This window comes from Streptomyces sp. NPDC091292 (assembly GCF_044757265.1).
Lineage (GTDB): Bacteria > Actinomycetota > Actinomycetes > Streptomycetales > Streptomycetaceae > Streptomyces.
In genome coordinates, this window is sequence record NZ_JBIVUQ010000004.1 from 304,476 (window position 1) to 323,475 (window position 19,000).

The window sequence follows — 19,000 nt, forward strand, 5'->3', positions numbered from 1 at the left end:
TCCGGTGGAGCTGCCGCTCCGGAAGCCCGCCTGTCGCTGGAGGCACTCCGAAATCTGATCGACGGCTAACTGCGGTTCCTTCGAACACAGCCCGGGGAAGAACCGTGAACCGACTGGCTACGCCAGACGAAAGCTACTGATACGAGGGGGACATGAACCAGTTCGAACTACGCCGTGTGGAAGGGCAGCTCCGCGAAGCGCTGCAAGACACCGCCCTGAGTTGGGTTCTCGACGATGTCGACGCGGCAATCGCCGCGGGAGTGCCGGAGGAGAAGATCCTCCGCCGGCGCCAGCAGCGCCGCGGCGATGACCTCCCCGCCACGAGTCCGGCTGCAGCAGCGGCTCGATACGAGGTCGTGGACCGCAGCATGCTTGGCCTCGGAGAGTACGAGTCTTCACGCAAGGGAGGGACCCTGGTCATCGCCACGCGAGCCATGACAGAGGAAGAACGTGTGCTGCTCCTCCTTGATGCGGTAAAGCGCGTGCTCGTCGACCTGCCTGAAATGGAACTGGAGGTGCTGAAGACGCTCCGGTCTGAACCCGAGGGCGACACTGGCAGCCGGAGCATGGCTGAGGGGGTCGTGTTCGAGCCGGACGAAAGCGCTCGATCGCGCCGTAGCCGAACTGAGTTCCGGGAAGATCGGGTGCCGACTGAGCGACGTACACGCGTCAGTCAGCTGCTGGCCGAAGTGACGAGGGAGGTAGTCAGTTGAGCACAGTCGATGACCTAGTCAACGAGATCAAGAGCCTTCTGGCTGCGGGGGCGGTGTCGTACGACTCCGCTTCGAAGCCGTCCGACGTCTACGAGGGCTTCATCTTCTCCCTGATCGTCACCACCGCGAGTCGGCATGGTGCCACTGTCACGTACGAAGACGTCTACGGGTTGAAGGCCAGCAACCTTGTCTTCCGGACGGGGCCCGGTCACCTGTACAGCGACAGCCAGCCCTTCACCCACGCCGTGATCGAGTTCGACGGCGCTCCCGCCCTTGAAGTCCACCTCGGCGTCTATGTGACCGGCTCGTCGGGCGTCCTGCACGAGTGCGACGTGCTGGTGCTGCCAGCCGAGGAAGCCGCCCTGAGCCGAGCACAGGGCATCGCACCACGAGGCAGTCAGAGCATCCTCATCGTCGAGTGCAAGTACTACGTCTCCAACCTCGACATCAGCCTCGCGCGGAACTTCGAGGGGCTGCGCGCCGACATCCGCACCCAGAACGAACTCTTCGTCGCCAACACCAGATCGTCGAGCATCGTGCGGTACCTCGATGCCCGGAAGAGAGGCTTCGAGCCCGACGTAGTACCCAACTCACCGCAGGCAGGCTATCTCCAGGCAGAGATCAGGAAGACCTTCAAGAGCTACCTGAGCAAGCACGCACCCTCAACGGTGATCTGACCCCGTCGCACGAGTGTCGCGCACACGTATTCAGCGCGTGCCGATGTGGGGGAGGACGGGCGGCCCCAGCGACCGTTGGCTGTGGTCCCCTTGGGAGCCATCTGGGAGCCGACCCGCTCCCCGAACCCCTTCGGGGCCACCCGAGACCGCGACAGCCCAACGCCCTGAACAGGGAAAACGCTGTCCACGCAGGCAAGATCACCACCCGCCCCTCATTCGGGACGAAGAGGTCGTGGGTTCAAATCCCGCCACCCCGACAGCTAAAACGCAGGTCAGGCCCGGTGCTGAGAGATCAGTGCCGGGCCTGATCTGCGTTGCGGCCCTGTTTTGGGTGCCATTTGGGTGCCGACTTCGGGGAGCGGCTTCCCGGTGGCTCCCGGCGAGAGGCGTTCCGCCTTTGAGTGTGCCGTGCGCCGTGTGTGCTCCGGGAGAGTCCTCCCCACGGCTTGTGCCGAGGTGACCACGGGCGGTACGACGATCGCCACGCCCGTCGTCGGCGCAGGAGGAGTTGCCGCCCGGACAGCATGATGTGCGGCGAAGCAACACTACGATCACCGTCATGGATTGGCTGGAGCGTGCCGCGAACCTGAGGCAGTGGAGCCGGGACGGGGCACGGGCGCCGCACAAGCCGTTGCTGCTGCTGTACGCGCTGGGCCGCTTTCAGGCGGATGCCGCGGACGAGTTGCCGTACAGCGCGGTGGAGGCGGATCTGAAGCGACTGCTGGTGGAGTACGGCCCGCCGCGCGGGACCACGCCCGCCTATCCCTTCCACCATCTGGTCAGCGACGGGGTGTGGGAAGTGCGGACCGAGCACGGCGCCAGCAGCCCAGGCACCGGAGTGCGGGAACTACGGGCCAGCCGGGCCACTGGGCGGCTGGCCCCGGACCTTCGGGTGGCGCTCCAGCGGGAACCGTCGCTGCTGGGCCGCATGGCAAGGGTGCTGCTGGATCTGCACTTCCCGGCGTCGCTGCACCAGGACCTGTGCGACGCGGTGGGCCTGGAACTGGAGCTGGCGGAGACAGCCACGCTGGCAACGCCCGAGAGGCGGCAGCGGGACCGGCGGATGCGGGAGATGGTGCTGACCGCGTACGAGTACCAGTGCGCCTTCTGCGGCTACGACGGCATGATCGGCGCGACGCCCGTCGGACTGGAGGCCGCCCATGTGCGCTGGTGGGCGTTCAACGGCCCGGACGAGGTCGACAACGGGCTGTGCCTGTGCTCGCTGCACCACAAGCTGTTCGACAAGGGAGTGCTCGGCATAGCCGACGGCCACCGCATCCTGGTCTCGCAGAGCTTCGTCGGCCGCAGCCCCGCCGCCCGCGAGCACGTCACAGCACTCGCAGGCCGTCCGCTCATAGGCCCCCAACCCGGCATCCCGCCCATCGCGGCAGCCCACCGCTCCTGGCACACCAGCCAGGTCTTCCACGGCAGCGCACGTCCGACTGCCGCCTGACCTGGTGGTTAGTGCGGGATTCCAAGGCACACGTGGCGAGGGCTCATCGCCAAGCGGGCATCGAGCGGACGGTCCCAGCGGAGGCCTGCCGGGGCAGACCCCGAAGGATCAGCTCCATGTGCCCATACTTCTGAAGGTGCATGAGGTGCATGAGGTGCATGAGGTGCATGAGGGGCTTGAGGGGCTTGGTGGGCAGAGGCGGCTTATGCCAGTGCCGGATGCGGCCTTGGAGAGTTCCGGGGTTCCTGGGTGATTAGGCCGTTACCACGTTCAGTGCCGCCCCGGCCGCCGTCAGTACCGTTCGGGACTGGTGTCCCACCTGGTGGTGTATGGGTACTCGGCTTAGGCGTAGGGAGCTTTTGAAGTCTGTGCTCCATGTGGTGAGGAGTTCGTTCACGTCGTGGTGCAGGGTGGGGGGTGTCGGGGCGGGGGTTGTGTTCAGTAGGTGGTGGAGGAGGCCTGCCGCGCGGAGTGGCTGGCGGCGGGCCACTATGTCCAGGGCGCAGATCTGGGCTGTCGTCAGCGGGTGGGACGCGTCGGTGGCCAGTGGCTGCCAGGATTCGGCCACCAGGTCGTACAGCCCGTCGGCCATCCACTCCAGTACGCGTCCGCGCGGGCTGTCCTGCGGCTCGGGCAGGAAGGCTCGGGCCTTGTCCAGGATCGCGGTCACCTGCCGGCCGCCGTCGAGTACCAACGCGGACAGGGCGCGCAGGGCAGCGGTGGGGTCCGGGTGGGGGGTCGGGTCGTCGGCCATGTCCGTTGTCCACAGGGGTACTTCGATGATTGCTGTGGTGCCGCCGTAGCGTGGCGGGGCGCACCAGGTGGACAGTGCGATGTTCTCGGAACCGGCCGCCAGGCGGTCGGTGAGGTCCGGGGGAGGCAGGATGAAGATCCCGGGGGCGGGGTTCTCCCAGTACAGGGCGTCGAACGTGCCGTGCTGCACGGGGATGCCGTTGTCCGCGGCGGACGTGTGGAAAGGCGCGGCGAGTTCGGGGAGGTCGCGGGTGAGCTGGACCCAGGTGCCGCCCGCTTCGACGCTGTGCAGGGAGCACTGGAGGAACGGCCGCAGCTCGTCGATCACGTCGAACAGGGCCTGGCTCTCGGGGAGTTGCCGCGAGACGATCGGTGCCCACTCCGGCTGTTCCGCCGCCATCGGACGGTAGGCGGCACGGTAATAGCCTTCCAAGGTGTGGTCGGCGCCGGCCGTCGCCTCCTCGATTCCCTGGCTCAGTGCCGCCCCGTCCGGGTCCAGGCACAGGACGAAGTTCCAGGTGACCGTGGTGAGATTGGTCGCGACCGTGGTGAGGTCGGTCGCCCTGGACGCTCCTCCTTCACCGCGTGCCATTCGCTCTGCCAGGGCCATCGCCGTCGCCGCGCCCACCGGCTCATCGGGGTGCGGGCGGGCGACCACCAGGACGTGGCGCGGGCCGTGTCCCACCGAGAGCATCTGGATCGGGCGTCCCCCGCGAGACGTCCCGATCCGGCGCAGGCGGCAGGTTCCGGGGAACCGGGAGACCAACCGCCGCGCCGAATCGGTGACTTCCGCGACCGTGGGATAACGGTGCATCATGCGCAATTGATCAACCGCCGCCGTTGCCACCGCTGTCGCCGGTGGTCTCCTTCTTGTCGAGCGGCCGGATCTGGATCTTGTTCGCCATGTCATCTCCTCCCGTTGACGGCCTGTGCTGCGCTGTTGCCGTGGTTCGAGTGGTTCGAATGGTTCGGGCGGTTCGGGTGGTTCAAGTGGTTCCGCGGTGCGCTTGCCAGCGTTTGCCTCTCGGTGGCGTTTGTCAATGTCCCCTGTTCCAACGGAAGTTGAGGTGGTGAGAATGGCTCGAAGGTGACGGTGGTGCCTGTGCTCGGTGCACTTGTCAGGGTTTGGTTCTCGGGTGACCCTTGTCGATGTCCGTTGCCGACAGGGGAGTTGGGGCGACCAGATGGGCGGGGAGATGACGGTGCCCGCGATGCGGCTGCCTCGGATCAAGCCGGAACACCGGGCCTATCGGACCGTCGACGGTCACGTCAGAATCGGAAGCGTCGTTCACGGCATCGGCTCCGAGGTGAAAGATCCCGACGGCTGGGTGTGGACGCTGGTCGAGGCCATGGACGGTACGCGCGGCGCCGCGGACATCGTCGCCGTGGTGTCCCGCAGCCACCCGGAACTGCCGCTGCCCGAAGCGGACATCGTCCAGGCCATGACGGATCTGGCCATGGCCGGGTACGTGGAGGACGCCGGTGCCGCGCCGCCGCCTGAGCTGTCCGAGCGGGAGCGCGAACGGTACAGCAGAGGCATGACCCTGCTCCGCTGGATGGACCTGCGGCCCAGGGAGAGCGCCTGGGAACCGCAACTGCGGCTGGGACGTGCCCGGGTCCTGCTGGTCGGCGTCGGCGGTACGGGCGGAGCCGCCGCACGGGACCTGGTGGCCTCCGGCGTGGGGCTGCTGCACTGCGTCGAACCCGACGTCGTCGAGCTGTCCAATCTCAACCGGCAGACCCTCTTCCGCGAGAGCGACCTCGGTACGCCCAAACTCGACGCGGCGCTCACCGCGTTACGCGCCCTGAACTCGGACACGACCGTCACCGGCGAGCGCCGCGTCGTACGCGGACCCGCCGACCTCGAAGACCTGCTGACTGGCGCCCCCGCAAACGGATCGGAATACGGAACGGAATACGGAACGGGGTACGGATCGCGGTACGACGTACTCCTGATGGCCGCCGACCGGCCCCCCGTGATCCGCGGATGGGCCAATCAGGTCTGCCTCGCTTCCGGCACGCCGTGGGCCGAAGCCGGGTACCGCGGACCGCTGGTCAGCGTCGGGGTCTTCACGCCCGGCCGTGGCGCGTGCTGGGAGTGTCTGCGCACCACCGAGTCCGAGCGACGCGATCTGCGGCTCGCGCCCGGCCGGGACGAGGACGTCGCCTCACCCCGTATGCCGTGGAATCCGGTCAACGCCGTGACCGCGGGTCTGTCGGGCAGTCTGCTGGCCCATGCCGCGCTCACCCTGCTGTGCGGGATCCCGGAGATCGAGCCCGGATACCGGTTCGGCCTCAACCTCATGGTGCCCGGCGACCCGATCGCGCAACGCTCGGAGCGACGCCCCGACTGCCCGCGTGCCGGACGGAATCGGACGCGGAAGCGGAAGCGGAAGCGGAAGCGGCGATGGATGCCATGGAACCGTCCGCCGACCCGCCACCCCAGGACCACCCGTGACGGACACCGCCGCCGAGGACCACCCCCGTGCCGACCACCCCCGTATCGAACCCTCGACCCGCGTCCTCCTCCGCGACCTCGGCATACGCCCCGACCGCGACGAGTGGATCGTGGGCCGCATGTCCACCCGTACCTTCGTCGCCGTCCCCGCGGCCGGTGCGCGCGCGGTGGAACTCCTGGGCGAGGGGCACAGCGTGGCCCGCACGGCGGAGATTCTGCGTGCCGAGACCGGCGAGGAACTCGACATCTCGGACTTCGTCAGGGATCTGGCCGCGCTGGGGTTCGTGGCGCGGATCGGGGACCGCCCGGTTCCGGACACCGAACCGCCGCGCGCGACCCTGCCACGGCTGCGCCCCCGCCATGTCCGGTACGCCCTGCATCCGGTACTCCCCGTACTCGTCGCGGTGCTGTTGGCGGCTGCCGTCGCCGCCCTGATCCGGCGTCCCGATCTGGTCCCGGGCTATCGCGATCTGCTGTGGAGCCCGCACGGCAGCCTGGTCCTGGTCAGCGGCGCGGCGGCGGGGTGGACGCTGTTGCTGGCCCACGAGCTGGCGCACCTGGTCACCGCACGCGCCGCGGGCGTGCCGGCGAACATGCGGCTGGGCACCCGGCTCCAGTTCCTCGTCATGCAGACCGACATCAGCGGCATCGAACTCGCGCCCCGCCGCCACCGGTTGACGGCCTACCTGGCCGGTATCGCCCTCAATCTGGCCGTCGCGTCGTCCCTGGTCCTGGTCCTCGCCGTGACGGACACGGGGACGACGGCCCACCGGATGCTGGCCGCTGCCCTCCTCCTGTCCCTGATGCCTCTGCCCTTCCAATGCATGGTGTTCACGCGCACGGACCTGTACTTCGTCCTCCAGGACCTCACCGGCTGCCGGGATCTGTACGGCGACGGTCTCGCGTACGCCCGTTACGTGCTCCGGCGGGTGGTCCGACGGCCGCGCCGTGCGCGCCGCGCGGGGACGGCCAAGGCCGTCGACCCGAGCACCCGGTTGCCCGCGCACGAGCGCAGGGCCGTCCGTCTCTACAGCGTCGTCCTCGTGGTCGGCACCATGGCCTGTCTGACGTTCCTGGCTGCTGTCACGATTCCCGCCGACGTCACGCTGCTGGCCCGCGCGGCCCGGGGGCTGGGCCCCGACCACGGCCTCGCGGCCAACGCCGACGCGGTGGCGGTGCTGGTGATTCTGGGTGGGGTGAACATCCTGTGGGTGGTCACCTGGTGGCGTAACCGGCGGTCGGGCAGGCGGAGGTCCGCGCGCACGGGGTGAGCGACACCGCCGGCCGGCTCACCCGTCCACGGTGCCCAGCCACAGCACATCCCTGGCCCTCGTCATGGCTACGAAGAGTTGGCTGCGGGAGAGTTCGTCGCGTTCGCGGTGCGTTTCGGAGGGTTCCGCGGCGGGGGGTGTCAGGAGGGTGTCGTGTTCGGGGAGGTAGACCTGTTTGAACTCCAGGCCCTTGGCCCGCCGGTAGCTGCCGAGTTTGACGGCGTCGACCGGGTTGCCGTCGTAGTGCTCCAGCGGGCAGGTCGGGATGCCGGCGCGTTCGAGGAGGCGTTGGTAGTGGCCGATGGCGCGCATCGAAGGGCACAGCACCGCGGTGTCGGCGTGGGCGCCGGGTGGCAGATCCCGCAGGGCTCGCAGCAGGGCTTGGTCGTGTTCCGCCGCGGTCGGCTTCGCCACGCGGATCACCTGGCCGTCGTGGTACGTGAGGTCGACGTCCCGGCGGCCCGGCGTACGTAACCCGTCGATGTCCTCGAAGGAGTCGTCGGCGACGACGGTGAGTGCCGCGTCGAGGATCGACTTGCTGTTGCGGTAGTTGGTGCGCAGCACCTGGCCGCGGTCGCCCCGGATGTCGATTCCGGCGTCGGACAGGCGGAACCCGCCCGGGTAGACGGCCTGTTGGCCGTCGCCGACCAGGAGGAGGCCGTTGGGGGTGTCGCCGACGAGGGCGTGCAGGAGCCGTACGCCGACGAGGGTCAGGTCCTGGACCTCGTCCACGATCACGGCCGCGTAGCGCGGGGGGCCCGTGCGGCTGCCCACCTCTGCCAGGGCCAGGGACAGGACGTCGTTGAAGTCGTGCACTCCGCGCTCGGTGCGCAGTGCTTCGTACGCCTCGTACAGCGCCCAGACGGCCTGTCGGTGGGGGCGGCGCAGGCTGGCGCGGCGGCGTCGGCGGGGCACCGTCGCGTACTCGTCGAAGGAGGTGACGCCGCGCCCTTTGACGACGTGGTCGATCTCGTCCTTCCAGTACTGCGGGCCCGGGTCGATCTCGGTCAGGCAACTGTCGCGGCCCGTGTGCGTCCACGCGAGGCTGAACGCGGTCTGCGCCTTGGCCCCGTGCAGGCGAACCGGGACACCGCGGTCGTGCAGGAACTCCTGGGCCCAGGAGTGCAGGCTGCGGAAGTCGACCTTGTCGGCCACGGCCGGAGACATGGCCTTGAGGAAGGTGGCCTGCACGCGGGGGAGGTTGTTGGCGAAGGTGACGTACAGGATGCGGCCGGTGGTGCGCTGGGCGAGGTGGGCCGCCCGGTGCAGGCCGACGACCGTCTTGCCGGTGCCCGCCGGGCCGCTGATGCGTGCGGGGCCGGCCCAGTTGCGGCGTACCAGCGCCACCTGATCGGGGTGGAGGAAGGTCATCCACTGTTCGATGGGGGCCCGTAGTGCCTCCTCCAGCGCCGCCTCGCGTAGGCCGTCGAGGTCGAAGAGACCGTCGGACCCGCCGTCGGGCAGTTCTTCTGGGGGCTGAGGGTGTGGCGAGGGCGGTACGGGCGGTACGGGTGATGTCGACTCCGCGAGGGAGGAACCCTCGTACTCGGGGAAGACCCGCTCCAAATGGTCGGCGATGGCACGTACGGATGCGGCGCGCAGCCGGTGGCGTTCCGACAGCAGTGCCGGTCCGGCCTCGCGCTCCCCCAGGAGCCGAACCCTGCCCAGTGCGGTGTCGACGCGGTGCCCCGCGAAGACCATGAGGGGTTGGACCGCGACCGGCGACATCCCCAGGGACGCCACCGCCGACTCGGCCGCCTTCGTCACGGCGAGGAGCTTGGTCACGTGCGCGTCGCGGCGCTCGCCACCGGAGCGGAGCGTTCCGTCCGAGGCGTCCGGTGCGGAGCGCCAGTTCTTGACGTCGAGGACGAATACACCGCCGGGGCCGACCAGCAGCATGTCCACATTGGCCGCCCGGGTCCCCGGCCACCTGCGGTCCACCAGTAACCGCCAGCCGCGCGCGGTCAGGACCAACAGCTGGGCCGCGACGCTGCGTTCGCCCTCGCTCGCCGCTTCCCAGCGGCGCGCCCGCTGCCTGGCAGCCTGCCACTGCTCCCTCAGCAGCCGCTCCTGCCGCCGCGCCTCCTGCGCCCGCCGCGACGCCGACCCACCAGCCGACCCACCAACCGATCCACCAGCCGCCATTACCCACGCCCCCTCGTACGCAGAGTGGCGATCATAAGACGATCAGCGACGATGCGGCAGGGCGCACCGACGCACCAACGAAGTCGGGGTGCCTGGGTGTCCTGCTCCCAGGAAGGCCCGGCCTTCAACCTCCGAGGTCGCCGGGGCAGAGTCGCTCTGTGGCGGGCCGCCAAGTGGTGGGGGCCGGGGGGCCTACTTCGTACGGAGTCGATCGTGAGAGTCCTGAGAACCGCGAATGCGGTGAACGCCGTGAACGCCGTGAGTACCGAGAATTTCTCCGTTGACGGCGGATTCAGCATGACCATCGGTGGTCGTCCGTCGAAGGGGTCGGTGTCCTTCGGGACGTCGTGAATACTGCCGACGAGTCCTGTTCGGCCGGGCAGCTCGATCAGGCGGTCGACGCCGCCCGTTCGGCCTTTCCCGGGTGGGCCGCGTGTCCGTACGAGGAGCGGCGTGGGCGGGTTCTCGCGGTGGCCGATGTGGTGGAGGGCGTGTCGAGGAGTTGGCCCGGGTGCTCAGCGCCGAGCAGGGGAAGTCGCCGGCCGATGCCGCCGGGGAGACCCACGGGTTCGCGTACTGGCTGCGGGAGACCGCCACGCTGTCGTTGCCGGAGGTGGTCAACGAGGACAGCGCTCAGCGGCTGTCCGTCACGCGGCGGGTGCCGCTGGGGGTCGTAGGGGCGGTCGTTCCCTGGAACTACCCGATCGGGAATGCCTGCTTCAAGCTCGCTCCCGCCCTGCTCGCGGGCAACACGGTCGTGTGGAAGCAGTCGCCCTTCACGCCTCTGACCACGTTGAGGACCGGCGAGATCCTGCGGGGCGTACTGCCCGACATCGACGTGCACGACGTGGACGCCCTGGACGTCCTGGCGGAACGGCTGTTCCGGGGCGCCTTCGCCAACTCCGGACATTTGTGCCTGGCGATCAAACGCCTCTACATCCACACCGATGTGTACGAGCCGCTGACCCGCGCCCTGGCCACCCACGCCGCACGCGTCCGCCTCGCACCGCTCCAGAACCGGCTCCAGTACGAGCGGGTCCTCGGCCTGATCCAGGACTCCCGCGACCAGGAGGACGAACAGCGGGCCGGGTACTTCGTACCGCCCACCTTCATCGACAAACCGCCCGAGCACTCCCGCATCGTCCAGGAAGAGCAGTTCGGACCCGTCCTCCCGCTCCTTCGCTACGACGACATCGACGACGCGGTCGCCCGCGCCAACGCCGGCCCGTACGGACTCGGCGCCTCCGTCTGGTCCGCCGACCCCGGGGCCGCCCTCGCCGTCGGCCGCCGCCTCGCGGCAGGCACCGTCTGGATCAACGAGGTCCAGCACCTCAGCCCCCTCGTCACCTTCGGCGGCCACAAGCAGTCATGCATCGGGTCGGAGGGCGGGGTGGAGGGGCTGTACGAGTACACCGTGCCCCGGACCGTGACCGAGGCAGCGGCTCGGACCGTCCCGTTGTTCCGGGGGGTCCGAGCCGCTGCTGAGTGGTTACGCGGTTGCGGTTACGCGGCCTGCTTGGCCGGGGCGAAGCCGAAGATGTCCACCGCGTGGTAGTACGTCCACGCCGTGGCGTTGCACGACGCCTTCGTGGCGCCCGAGTAGTTGTTGCAGACGCGCTTCAGGTCCTCATAGAACGCCGAGTCGATACGGGCCTTGTTCGCGGAGAAGGTGCCGGCCGCCTTGTAGTTGCGGTAGCCGAAGTCGTGGCGGGCGCAGGACGTCTGGAACGGGAAGCCGAAGGGGTTGTCCGGCGAGGAGCTGCAGTAGTCCGTGGACCAGTCGAAGGCGTACGCGGACCAGGCGCCCTGGTTGTTGCGGGCGGCGAGCCAGGCGTTGTAACTGGCGGCGCTCGTCTGGGTCCAGGAGCTGAGCACCTGCGGCTTGTCGGCGGGCGCCGCCGACGCGGAGACGGCCGGGAGCAGGGCCAGCGGGACCGAGAGGGCGGCTGCGACGAGGGGGAGGGTGACACGGCGACGCATGGGGGGGACCTCCGGGTGTGGGGGGCCTGAACGCCCCGTGGGGTCTCACGGGGCGCACCCAGATTGCCGCCATGTCCCTGTCAGAGATAGAGGGGCACGGGAAGAGCTAGGTGGATTACTGAAGAAGGGTTCGTGAAGGGCGTCGCCCGGCGGCCCCTCGATGCCCCGTGACCCGCACCGGAGCGCCGTACGCCCCATCTGACATGCGCCCCCGTCCCCCCGGTGCTCAGATGGATCCGTACGCCCACCCCCAGGAACGGAGTGGTACATGAGTGGTCAGGCGGGGTCCTTCGGGGGTGTCGGTGGATCGGGGGGTGTCGGTGGGGGCGGGCCCGACTTCGGGGATCGGCGGGACTTCGAGAGTGCCGATCGGGGGTTTGTGGCGGGGCCCGCCGAGCGGACCGTGGTCGACGCGGACGGGCGGGTGGTGTGGAGTTTCGACGACACCGCGTTCCTGGACGGGGAGTGTCCCGAGACCGTGCATCCGAGTCTGTGGCGGCAGTCGCAGTTGTGCGCCAAGGCCGGGCTGTACGAGGTGGCGGACGGGGTGTACCAGGTACGGGGGTACGACCTGTCGAACATGACCCTCGTCGAGGGCAAGCAGGGGGTCGTGGTCGTCGATCCGCTCGTATCGCGGGAGTGTGCCGCCGCCGCGCTCGCGCTGTACCGGGCGCACCGGGAGGAGCGGGGGGAGCGGCCCGTCACCGCCGTACTCTTCACGCACTCCCACATCGACCACTTCGGCGGGGTGCTCGGCGTCCTCCCGGACGACGGCGCGTCCGACCCCGTACCGGTCGTGGCGCCCGAAGGCTTCATGGAGAACTCCGTCGCGGAGAACGTGTACGCGGGTACGGCGATGCTGCGGCGGGGCGCGTACTACGCCGGTTCCAACATCGACAGTGGTCCGACCGGGCTGGTCGGGATGGGGCTCGGATTCACGGCGTCGGTCGGCCACCCCGGCCTCGTACCGCCGACCGTCGTCGTCCGGCACACCGGGCAGGAGGAGACGCTTGACGGGGTGGTGTTCCGGTTCCAAATGACGCCCGGTACGGAGGCGCCGTCGGAGATGAACTTCCTGCTGCCGGAGCGCCGTGCGCTGTGCATGGCGGAGAACGCGACGCACAATCTGCACAACATCCTGACCCTGCGCGGCGCGGTCGTCCGTGACGCCCGGATCTGGGCGCGGTACCTCGGCGAGGCGATCGACCTCTTCGGCTACGACGCCGACGTCCTCTTCGCCTCGCACCACTGGCCGACGTGGGGCGGGCCGGAGCTGCGGACGTTCCTCGGCGAACAGCGCGACCTGTACGCGTACTTGCACGACCAGACGCTGCGCCTGGCGAACCAGGGCCGTACCGGCATCGAGATCGCCGAGCTGATCGAGCTGCCGCCCGCGCTCGCCACGTCGTGGCACGCGCGCGGCTATTACGGCTCGGTGAGCCACAACGTGAAGGCGATCTACCAGCGTTACATGGGCTGGTACGACGGCCACCCCTCGTCGCTGTGGGAGCATCCGCCGGTGGAGAGCGCGCGGCGGTACGTGGACTGCGTGGGCGGTCCTGACGCGGTGCTGGAGAAGGCGCGCGGGTATGTCGACGCGGGTGATCTGCGGTTCGCGGCACAGCTTCTGAAGCATGCCGTGTTCGCGGCGCCGGACAGTGCCGAGGCCCGGGAACTCCTCGCGGGCACCTTCGAGAAGCTGGCGTACGGCGCCGAGAACGCGACCTGGCGCAACTGCTACCTCATGGGCGCCGACGAACTGCGGCACGGGATCACGCGCACGGTTCTCCTGGCCGGGGGCATGGAGTCGGCCCTCAGCGTCGGACAGCTCTTCGACTCGCTCGCCATCCGGGTCAACGGGCCCCGGGCGTGGGACCTTTCGCTGAACATCGGCTGGAATCTGACGGACCTCGGCGAGACATACCGGACCACCCTGCGCAACGGGGTCCTCGTGCACACACGCACCACCGCGCCCGCCGACGACGCCCACCTCGTCCTCACCCTGACGAAGGCCCGGCTCGGAGAACTGTTCGCGGCCGGGGACGCCGCCTCCCTCGGCGGGATCGAGCACACCGGCGACCTGGAGGCCCTGGAGTCGCTGATGTCCGTACTCGACACACCGGACCCGGACTTCGCGATCGTCACACCACCCAGCCAATAGCCCGCCACTGCAAGCCCCTACTGCAAGCCACCTGCTAGAAGGCCCCCTAGTCGGAGACTTCTCTCGTCGTCAGGTCCGTCAAGGATTCCCGGCGGATGAGGAGGCGGGCCGTGGTGTTGTGGACCGTGATCAGTGGTGGGCGGCCTATCAGGTTGTAGGGGGCCGCCATCGAGAGGTGGTACGCGCCTGCCACCGGGACGGCCAGCAGGTCGCCCGGTCGGATGTCCGCGGGGAGGGGGACGTCCGGGGCCACCACGTCGCCCGCCTCGCAGTGGCGGCCGACCACCGTGACCGTCGTGGGGGCGGCCAGGGAGTGGCGGCCCACCAGGACGGGCGCGTACCGGACCCCGTACAGGGCCGGGCGCGGGTTGTCGCTCATGCCGCCGTCGATCGCCACGAACAGATGGGTGCCGGTGCGTTTGACGGCGAGGACGCGGTAAAGGGCGACGCCTGCGGGCCCGGCGATGGCGCGGCCGGGTTCCAGGGTCAGCCGGGGTACCGGGATACCGGCGGCGCAGCAGCTCGCGGCGAGTTCGGCGCGTACCCGGCGGGCCAGCACCGCGAGGTCGAGGGCGTCCTCGCCGGGCCGGTACGCGATGCCGTGGCCTCCGCCGAGGTCCAGTTCGGGCAGGTCGAGCCCGTGGAGCCGGTGCAGCCGGGCCATCAGCCCCACCACCCTCCGCACCGCCGCCAGATACGGTTTCACGCTCACGATCTGCGACCCCAGGTGGCAGTGGAGTCCGGTGAGCCGCAGTTGCGGCTGATCGAGGATGCGGGCGATGGCGTGCTGCGCCGAACCGTCCGTGACGGACAGCCCGAACTTCTGGTCCTCACCCCCGGTACGGATCTTGTCGTGGCCCCCGGCGACGATCCCGGGCACCACCCGTACCATCACGCGCTGCCGCCCCCCGGGCCCGACGGCGGCGGCGATCCGGGCCACCTCCGACGCGCTGTCGATCACGATCCGCCCGACGCCGAGCCGCAGCGCGGACTCCAGGTCCTGGGGGCTCTTGGCGTTGCCGTGGAGCAGGATGCGTTCGGCGGGGAACCCGGAGGTCACGGCGAGTTCCAGCTCACCGGCCGAGCACACGTCGAGCCCGAGCCCTTCCTCCTCCACCCACCGTGCCATCGCCCGGCAGAGGAACGCCTTGGCCGCGTACGCGATGTCGGCGTCGGGGAAGGCGTCCCGGTACGCACGGCAGCGGGCCCGTACCTCACCCTCGTCCAGTACGTACGCGGGCGTACCGAACCGTTCCGCGATCTCGGTGAGCGGCACTCCGCCGACGGCGAGGTCCCCGTGCGGGAGCCGGGCGGTGGAGGCGGGCCACACGGACAGGTCGGGGCCGGCCTCGACGGCCGCCCGGGTACGGGTAGGGGCGGTCATCGCTCACACCTCCTGGAGGACGGCGGTACGGCGGGGATTCGCCGTCCGCAGGGTGGCCGGCTTGGGGGCGGGCGCCACGAACGCCGGGTCGACGGTGAGCCGGTCGACGCCGAGCGGCGCGGTGAGGGCGAGCAGCGCGGGGGCGGCGAGCCGGATCCACGGCTGCCCGTCGCCGAGCGCGTCGGTCAACCGCCGTGAGCTGGTGAAACCGACGGTCGTACGGTCACCGAGCGGCGTACGGAACAGCCGCGCCGCGCAGCTTCCACCGGGTCCCGGCCGGACAGGTACGTACCGGACCGGTACGTACAGGGGTCCGGCCGGGGGTCGATCGGAGGGTTCGGGGTCATCGGCGCACGGAATGTCCTGCATGGGATTCCTCCTGGAGGGTCCTCGAAACGGAACCACAGCTTGAAGCTATGCCCGTCCGACCGGCCTCTCGGCCACCTCCTGACGAGACGCTGACGCCCTGGAAGAGCGAGTTGACGCCCCTCTTACGCACACCCACCACGCTCAGTCCTGTGGGCACGCATCGGCTTCACCTCCGCGGCACAGACACACACCCGTTCCCGAGCCCGCGCCACAGGCACACACCCGCCCCCCAGGCCGCGCCACAGGCACACACCCGCCCCCAGCCTGCGTCGCAGGCAACACCCGCCCCCCAGCGCGCGCCGCAGGCAAACACACCCCCCACTGTGCGCGGCATACGGGCGACCGGCCCAGCGCTGCGGTTTGGGCCATCGGTCCGCTCGGTGCTCGCAGCAGGCGAAAGAGGGGCGGGTGGGTGGGGACACCGGCGCCGCAGGCCGGCACACCGCCCGCCCCGCCCGCCTCGTACGACCGGTGCGCGCCTCGCCGCAGGCGAAGGAAGGGCGGGTGGGTGGGGACTCCGGGCCTGCGGGCGAGCACCACCCCACCCCAGACCACCTCGCCCGAAGCCCGCCGCAGGCGAAAGAGGGGTGGGTGGGTGGGAACGCCCACGCCTCAGGCGCACCAACCCGCCGCCTAAAGTCAACGCACGTGACCACGTACAGCATCGGCCAGGCCGCCCGCCTCCTCGACGTCAGCCCGGAGACCGTCCGCCGCTGGGCCGACGCGGGACGGCTCCGGGTCGAACGGGACGCCTCGGGGACCCGCGTGATCGACGGTGTCAGCCTGGCCGCCCACGCGAGGTCCCGCGCCGATTCGGCCCCTCGGGTACCCGACCCGGCCGCCGCCAGGACGTCCGTACGCAACGCCTTCACCGGCATCGTCACCGCCGTGACGACGGACGACGTGATCGCCCAGGTCGAGGTGCAGGCGGGACCGCACCGCATCGTCTCGGTGGTCACCAGGGACGCGGTCGAGGAGTTGGGGCTACGGGTCGGGGTACGGGTCACGGCCCGGGTGAAGTCGACCCATGTGTACGTGGACCGCCCCACCAGCAAACCGTGACCCCCGCCACCCCCATTACCCGGCATCTGCGCGACGCCCACTCGCACCACCCTCCCAAAAGCAACCCCCGACCACGGTTCCGCCCCGCTTCCGCCGGGCATCCTTGGGGGGCGCGGTCACGCGACGGGAGGGGCTGCCATGGGAGCGGCGGGATCGACGGGGACGGCGGGATCGGCGGGATCGGCGGAGGCGAACCGGTTCACGGTGACGGGCGCGGTGGCGCACCCCGTCCGCCTGACGGTCGCCGAACTCCGCACGTCCTGGCCCCAGCACACGGCGGACGTCGTCTTCGACTGCGCGACGAGCGGCCCGAGGAAACACCGTTTCGCGGGCCCCCTGCTGCGCGAGGTGGTCACGGCGGCGGGCCCGGCCTTCGATCCGCGCCGCCGCAAGGACCGTTCCCGTTTCCTGCTGGAGATCACCGGCGGCGACGGCCACGGCACGGTGCTGTCCTGGGCGGAGGTGGACGAGGACTTCGGCAACGCACCGGTCCTCCTGGCCACCAGCCTCGACGGCCGCGAACTGGACATCGCGGGAGCGCAGTTGGTGGTCCCGTGGGACCGCTGCGGCGCCCGGTACATCAGCGGGATCACGCGGGTGTGGCTGGGGACGTGCCCGGGGCGGTGGCCCGTCACCCCAAGTCCGACGCCGCCTCCGACGCCGCCTCCGCCCGCACCTACGACCCCACCTCCAACGCCACCTCGGTCGACTTGATCAGCGCCACCACCGGCATCCCCTCGGTCAGCCCCAGATCGTCCACGGCCTCCCGGGTGATGGCGGAGGTGAGTTCCTGGCCGCCGTCGAGCCGGACCTTCACGGACGCCATCACCGCGCCGGTCGTCACCGATACGACGGTGCCGGGGAGTTGGTTCCGGATGCTCAGGGCCATGGGAAACGCCTCATTCCGATACGGGCATATGCCGGGCCTCTACCGCAGACCTATATGCCGGATTTGTACACATCCGTGCCCGTACTGTACCGACCCCTCCCCACCCCCTCGTGGACCTCCCCCTTGAACTCCTCTCGGACTCCCCTTGGACCTTCCTCCGACCCCCCTCGCATCTGCTGTGGACCATCGCCCAAAGACTTGCAAATGACAGGTGAACCTCCCTACCTTGGCGCACATGCAGTCCTACACGATCGGCCAGGCCGCCCGGCTTCTGGGCGTCAGCCCGGACACGGCGCGCCGCTGGGCCGACGCCGGCCGCGTCGCCACCCATCGCGACGAGGGCGGGCGCCGTCTCATCGACGGCAAGGACCTGGCGGCCTTCTCCATCGAGGTCGGCCAGGGCGGTATCGGCGACGAGGACCCCTCGTACACCTCCGCGCGCAACGCCTTCCCGGGCATCGTCACCGCCGTGAAGCTCGGCGATGTAGCGGCCCAGGTGGAGATCCAGGCGGGCCCGCACCGGCTGGTGTCCCTGCTCACCCGCGAGGCCGTCGAGGAACTGGGCCTGGAGGTGGGCATGCAGGCCACGGCCCGCGTGAAGTCGACCAACGTCCACATCGACCGCAACTGAGCCACGTTTCCGGCGTGGTTCCCGCACCCGCCACCCGCACGCACACACCCGCACACACCCGCACCCGCACCCGCACCCGCACCACCCAGCGGCGTCGCCGTCCCCGGCGCGGCTCGTCCCGACCGACCGGGCCGTCCACACCGGCCCGCCTCACCAAGGAGCCTCACGCCATGTCCCGCAGACTCGCCCTCACCCGGCGCCGCGCCGCCACCGCGTTCGTGACCGCCGTGCTGCTCATGCCGCTCGCCGCCTGCGGCAGCTCGGACGACAACACGAAGGACGCCGGCAGCGGCAAGGAGACCGGGAGTACGGGCAGTTCGGCGCCCGACGCCAAGCTGACGGTCCTCGCCGCCGCGTCGCTCACCGACGTGTTCGCCACGGCGAAGACGGCGTACGAGAAGAAGTACCCGGGCACCACGCTCACCTTCTCCTTCGCCGGCTCGCAGGAACTCGCCGCCCAGATCAAGCAGGGCGCTCCGGCGGACGCGGTGGTCACCGCCGACACCAAGACGATGGACGGCCTCAAGGCCGAGACCGGCACCCCGGAGATCATCGCCAAGAACCGTCTCGTCATCGCGACGGGCGAGGGCAACCCGAAGAAGATCGAGAACCTGAAGGACCTCGCGGACACCAAGCTCAAGGTGGTGCTCGCCGCGCCCGAGGTCCCCGTCGGCCGCTACAGCCGCCAGGTGCTCGACGCGCAGAAGATCACCGTCAAGCCGGTCTCCGAGGAGCCCAACGTCCGCGCGGTGCTCAGCAAGGTCGAACTCGGCGAGGCCGACGCGGGCATCGTCTACAAGACCGACGCCGAGACCGCGCCCGACAAGGTCGACGCGATCACCATCCCGGACGAGCAGAACGCGATCGCCGAATACCCGGCGGCGACCCTGAACGAGTCCAAGAACAAGGCGGCGGCAGCCCAGTTCGTGGAGTGGCTGAACTCCCCGGAGGCCCAGAAGATCCTCCAGCAGGCAGGCTTCCAGCAGCCGTAGTCGACGAGACAGGTGCCGGTACCGGAACGATCGGTACCGGCCACCCGGAAGGCACCCCAGCC

Annotated in this window: 15 protein-coding genes and 2 pseudogenes; 11 read left to right on the top strand and 6 right to left on the bottom strand. The window is 70.0% G+C overall.

Annotation, left to right across the window (positions count from 1 at the left end; genetic code table 11):
• Positions 1-152 precede the first annotated feature (152 nt).
• The 3 genes from ACIQNU_RS15555 to ACIQNU_RS15565 all read left to right on the top strand — a co-directional run bounded on the left by ACIQNU_RS15555 (position 153) and on the right by ACIQNU_RS15565 (position 2,843).
• Entirely contained in the window at positions 153-713 is a 561-nt protein-coding gene (locus ACIQNU_RS15555; protein ID WP_401366108.1) for a hypothetical protein, read from the top strand.
• On the top strand, positions 710-1,390 hold the full coding sequence (locus ACIQNU_RS15560) for a hypothetical protein (RefSeq protein ID WP_401366110.1): 681 nt from the start codon (positions 710-712) through the stop codon (positions 1,388-1,390). The genes ACIQNU_RS15555 and ACIQNU_RS15560 overlap by 4 nt, the downstream gene beginning before the upstream one ends.
• 559 nt (positions 1,391-1,949) lie before the next feature.
• Positions 1,950-2,843 carry a phosphorothioated DNA-binding restriction endonuclease gene (locus ACIQNU_RS15565; protein ID WP_401366112.1) on the top strand — a complete coding sequence of 298 codons (894 nt, stop codon included), beginning with the start codon at positions 1,950-1,952 and terminating at the stop codon, positions 2,841-2,843.
• Positions 2,844-3,096: 253 nt separating this feature from the next.
• Here ACIQNU_RS15565 and ACIQNU_RS15570 read toward each other — a convergent pair whose 3' ends face one another.
• Positions 3,097-4,410 carry a M14 family zinc carboxypeptidase gene (locus ACIQNU_RS15570; protein ID WP_401366414.1) on the bottom strand — a complete coding sequence of 438 codons (1,314 nt, stop codon included), beginning with the start codon at positions 4,408-4,410 and terminating at the stop codon, positions 3,097-3,099.
• Between the two features lie 382 nt (positions 4,411-4,792).
• On the opposite strand from ACIQNU_RS15570, the pseudogene ACIQNU_RS15575 reads away from it, so the two are divergent.
• Positions 4,793-5,962 (top strand): annotated as a pseudogene (locus ACIQNU_RS15575) (HesA/MoeB/ThiF family protein); the annotation flags it as partial.
• An 88-nt stretch (positions 5,963-6,050) separates the two neighbouring features.
• Positions 6,051-7,325, top strand: coding sequence for a hypothetical protein (locus ACIQNU_RS15580; protein WP_401366114.1), 1,275 nt, complete (start codon positions 6,051-6,053; stop codon positions 7,323-7,325).
• Positions 7,326-7,343: 18 nt separating this feature from the next.
• Here ACIQNU_RS15580 and ACIQNU_RS15585 read toward each other — a convergent pair whose 3' ends face one another.
• Positions 7,344-9,470, bottom strand: a complete 2,127-nt coding sequence (locus tag ACIQNU_RS15585) for a UvrD-helicase domain-containing protein (RefSeq protein ID WP_401366116.1) — start codon at positions 9,468-9,470, stop codon at positions 7,344-7,346.
• Between the two features lie 511 nt (positions 9,471-9,981).
• On the opposite strand from ACIQNU_RS15585, the gene ACIQNU_RS15590 reads away from it, so the two are divergent.
• Complete coding sequence (locus tag ACIQNU_RS15590; RefSeq protein WP_401366118.1) at positions 9,982-11,025, top strand: aldehyde dehydrogenase family protein; 1,044 nt, start codon at positions 9,982-9,984, stop codon at positions 11,023-11,025.
• On the opposite strand, the gene ACIQNU_RS15595 is transcribed toward ACIQNU_RS15590, so the two are convergent.
• Positions 10,974-11,450 carry a phospholipase gene (locus ACIQNU_RS15595; protein ID WP_401366120.1) on the bottom strand — a complete coding sequence of 159 codons (477 nt, stop codon included), beginning with the start codon at positions 11,448-11,450 and terminating at the stop codon, positions 10,974-10,976. The two genes, ACIQNU_RS15590 and ACIQNU_RS15595, sit on opposite strands and share 52 nt — an antisense overlap.
• Positions 11,451-11,718: 268 nt before the next feature.
• Here ACIQNU_RS15595 and ACIQNU_RS15600 point away from each other — a divergent pair, with 268 nt between their 5' ends.
• Positions 11,719-13,611: an alkyl/aryl-sulfatase gene (locus tag ACIQNU_RS15600; protein WP_401366122.1), complete on the top strand. Its 1,893-nt coding sequence runs from the start codon at positions 11,719-11,721 to the stop codon at positions 13,609-13,611.
• A gap of 46 nt (positions 13,612-13,657) precedes the next feature.
• Here ACIQNU_RS15600 and lysA read toward each other — a convergent pair whose 3' ends face one another.
• Entirely contained in the window at positions 13,658-14,995 is a 1,338-nt protein-coding gene (gene lysA / locus ACIQNU_RS15605; protein WP_401366124.1) for a diaminopimelate decarboxylase, read from the bottom strand.
• Between the two features lie 3 nt (positions 14,996-14,998).
• A complete protein-coding gene (locus ACIQNU_RS15610; RefSeq protein WP_401366126.1) occupies positions 14,999-15,364 on the bottom strand; it encodes an SAV_915 family protein in 366 nt (121 codons plus the stop codon).
• A 648-nt stretch (positions 15,365-16,012) separates the two neighbouring features.
• On the opposite strand from ACIQNU_RS15610, the gene ACIQNU_RS15615 reads away from it, so the two are divergent.
• The gene (locus ACIQNU_RS15615) at positions 16,013-16,426 is read left to right on the top strand and encodes a molybdopterin-binding protein (protein WP_401366128.1); all 414 of its coding nucleotides are present in this window, start codon (positions 16,013-16,015) and stop codon (positions 16,424-16,426) included.
• Positions 16,427-16,564: 138 nt separating this feature from the next.
• Positions 16,565-17,140 (top strand): molybdopterin-dependent oxidoreductase, encoded by a 576-nt coding sequence (locus tag ACIQNU_RS15620; protein WP_401366130.1) that lies wholly within the window; start codon positions 16,565-16,567, stop codon positions 17,138-17,140.
• Here the strand turns inward: ACIQNU_RS15620 and ACIQNU_RS15625 are convergent.
• Positions 17,109-17,315 (bottom strand): annotated as a pseudogene (locus ACIQNU_RS15625) (molybdopterin-binding protein); the annotation flags it as partial. The gene ACIQNU_RS15620 and the pseudogene ACIQNU_RS15625 sit on opposite strands and share 32 nt — an antisense overlap.
• Positions 17,316-17,550: 235 nt before the next feature.
• On the opposite strand from ACIQNU_RS15625, the gene ACIQNU_RS15630 reads away from it, so the two are divergent.
• Both ACIQNU_RS15630 and modA read left to right on the top strand, forming a co-directional pair.
• Positions 17,551-17,946, top strand: a complete 396-nt coding sequence (locus ACIQNU_RS15630) for a molybdopterin-binding protein (RefSeq protein WP_401366132.1) — start codon at positions 17,551-17,553, stop codon at positions 17,944-17,946.
• Positions 17,947-18,116: 170 nt separating this feature from the next.
• Positions 18,117-18,938 carry a molybdate ABC transporter substrate-binding protein gene (modA, locus tag ACIQNU_RS15635; protein ID WP_401366134.1) on the top strand — a complete coding sequence of 274 codons (822 nt, stop codon included), beginning with the start codon at positions 18,117-18,119 and terminating at the stop codon, positions 18,936-18,938.
• Positions 18,939-19,000 lie beyond the last annotated feature (62 nt).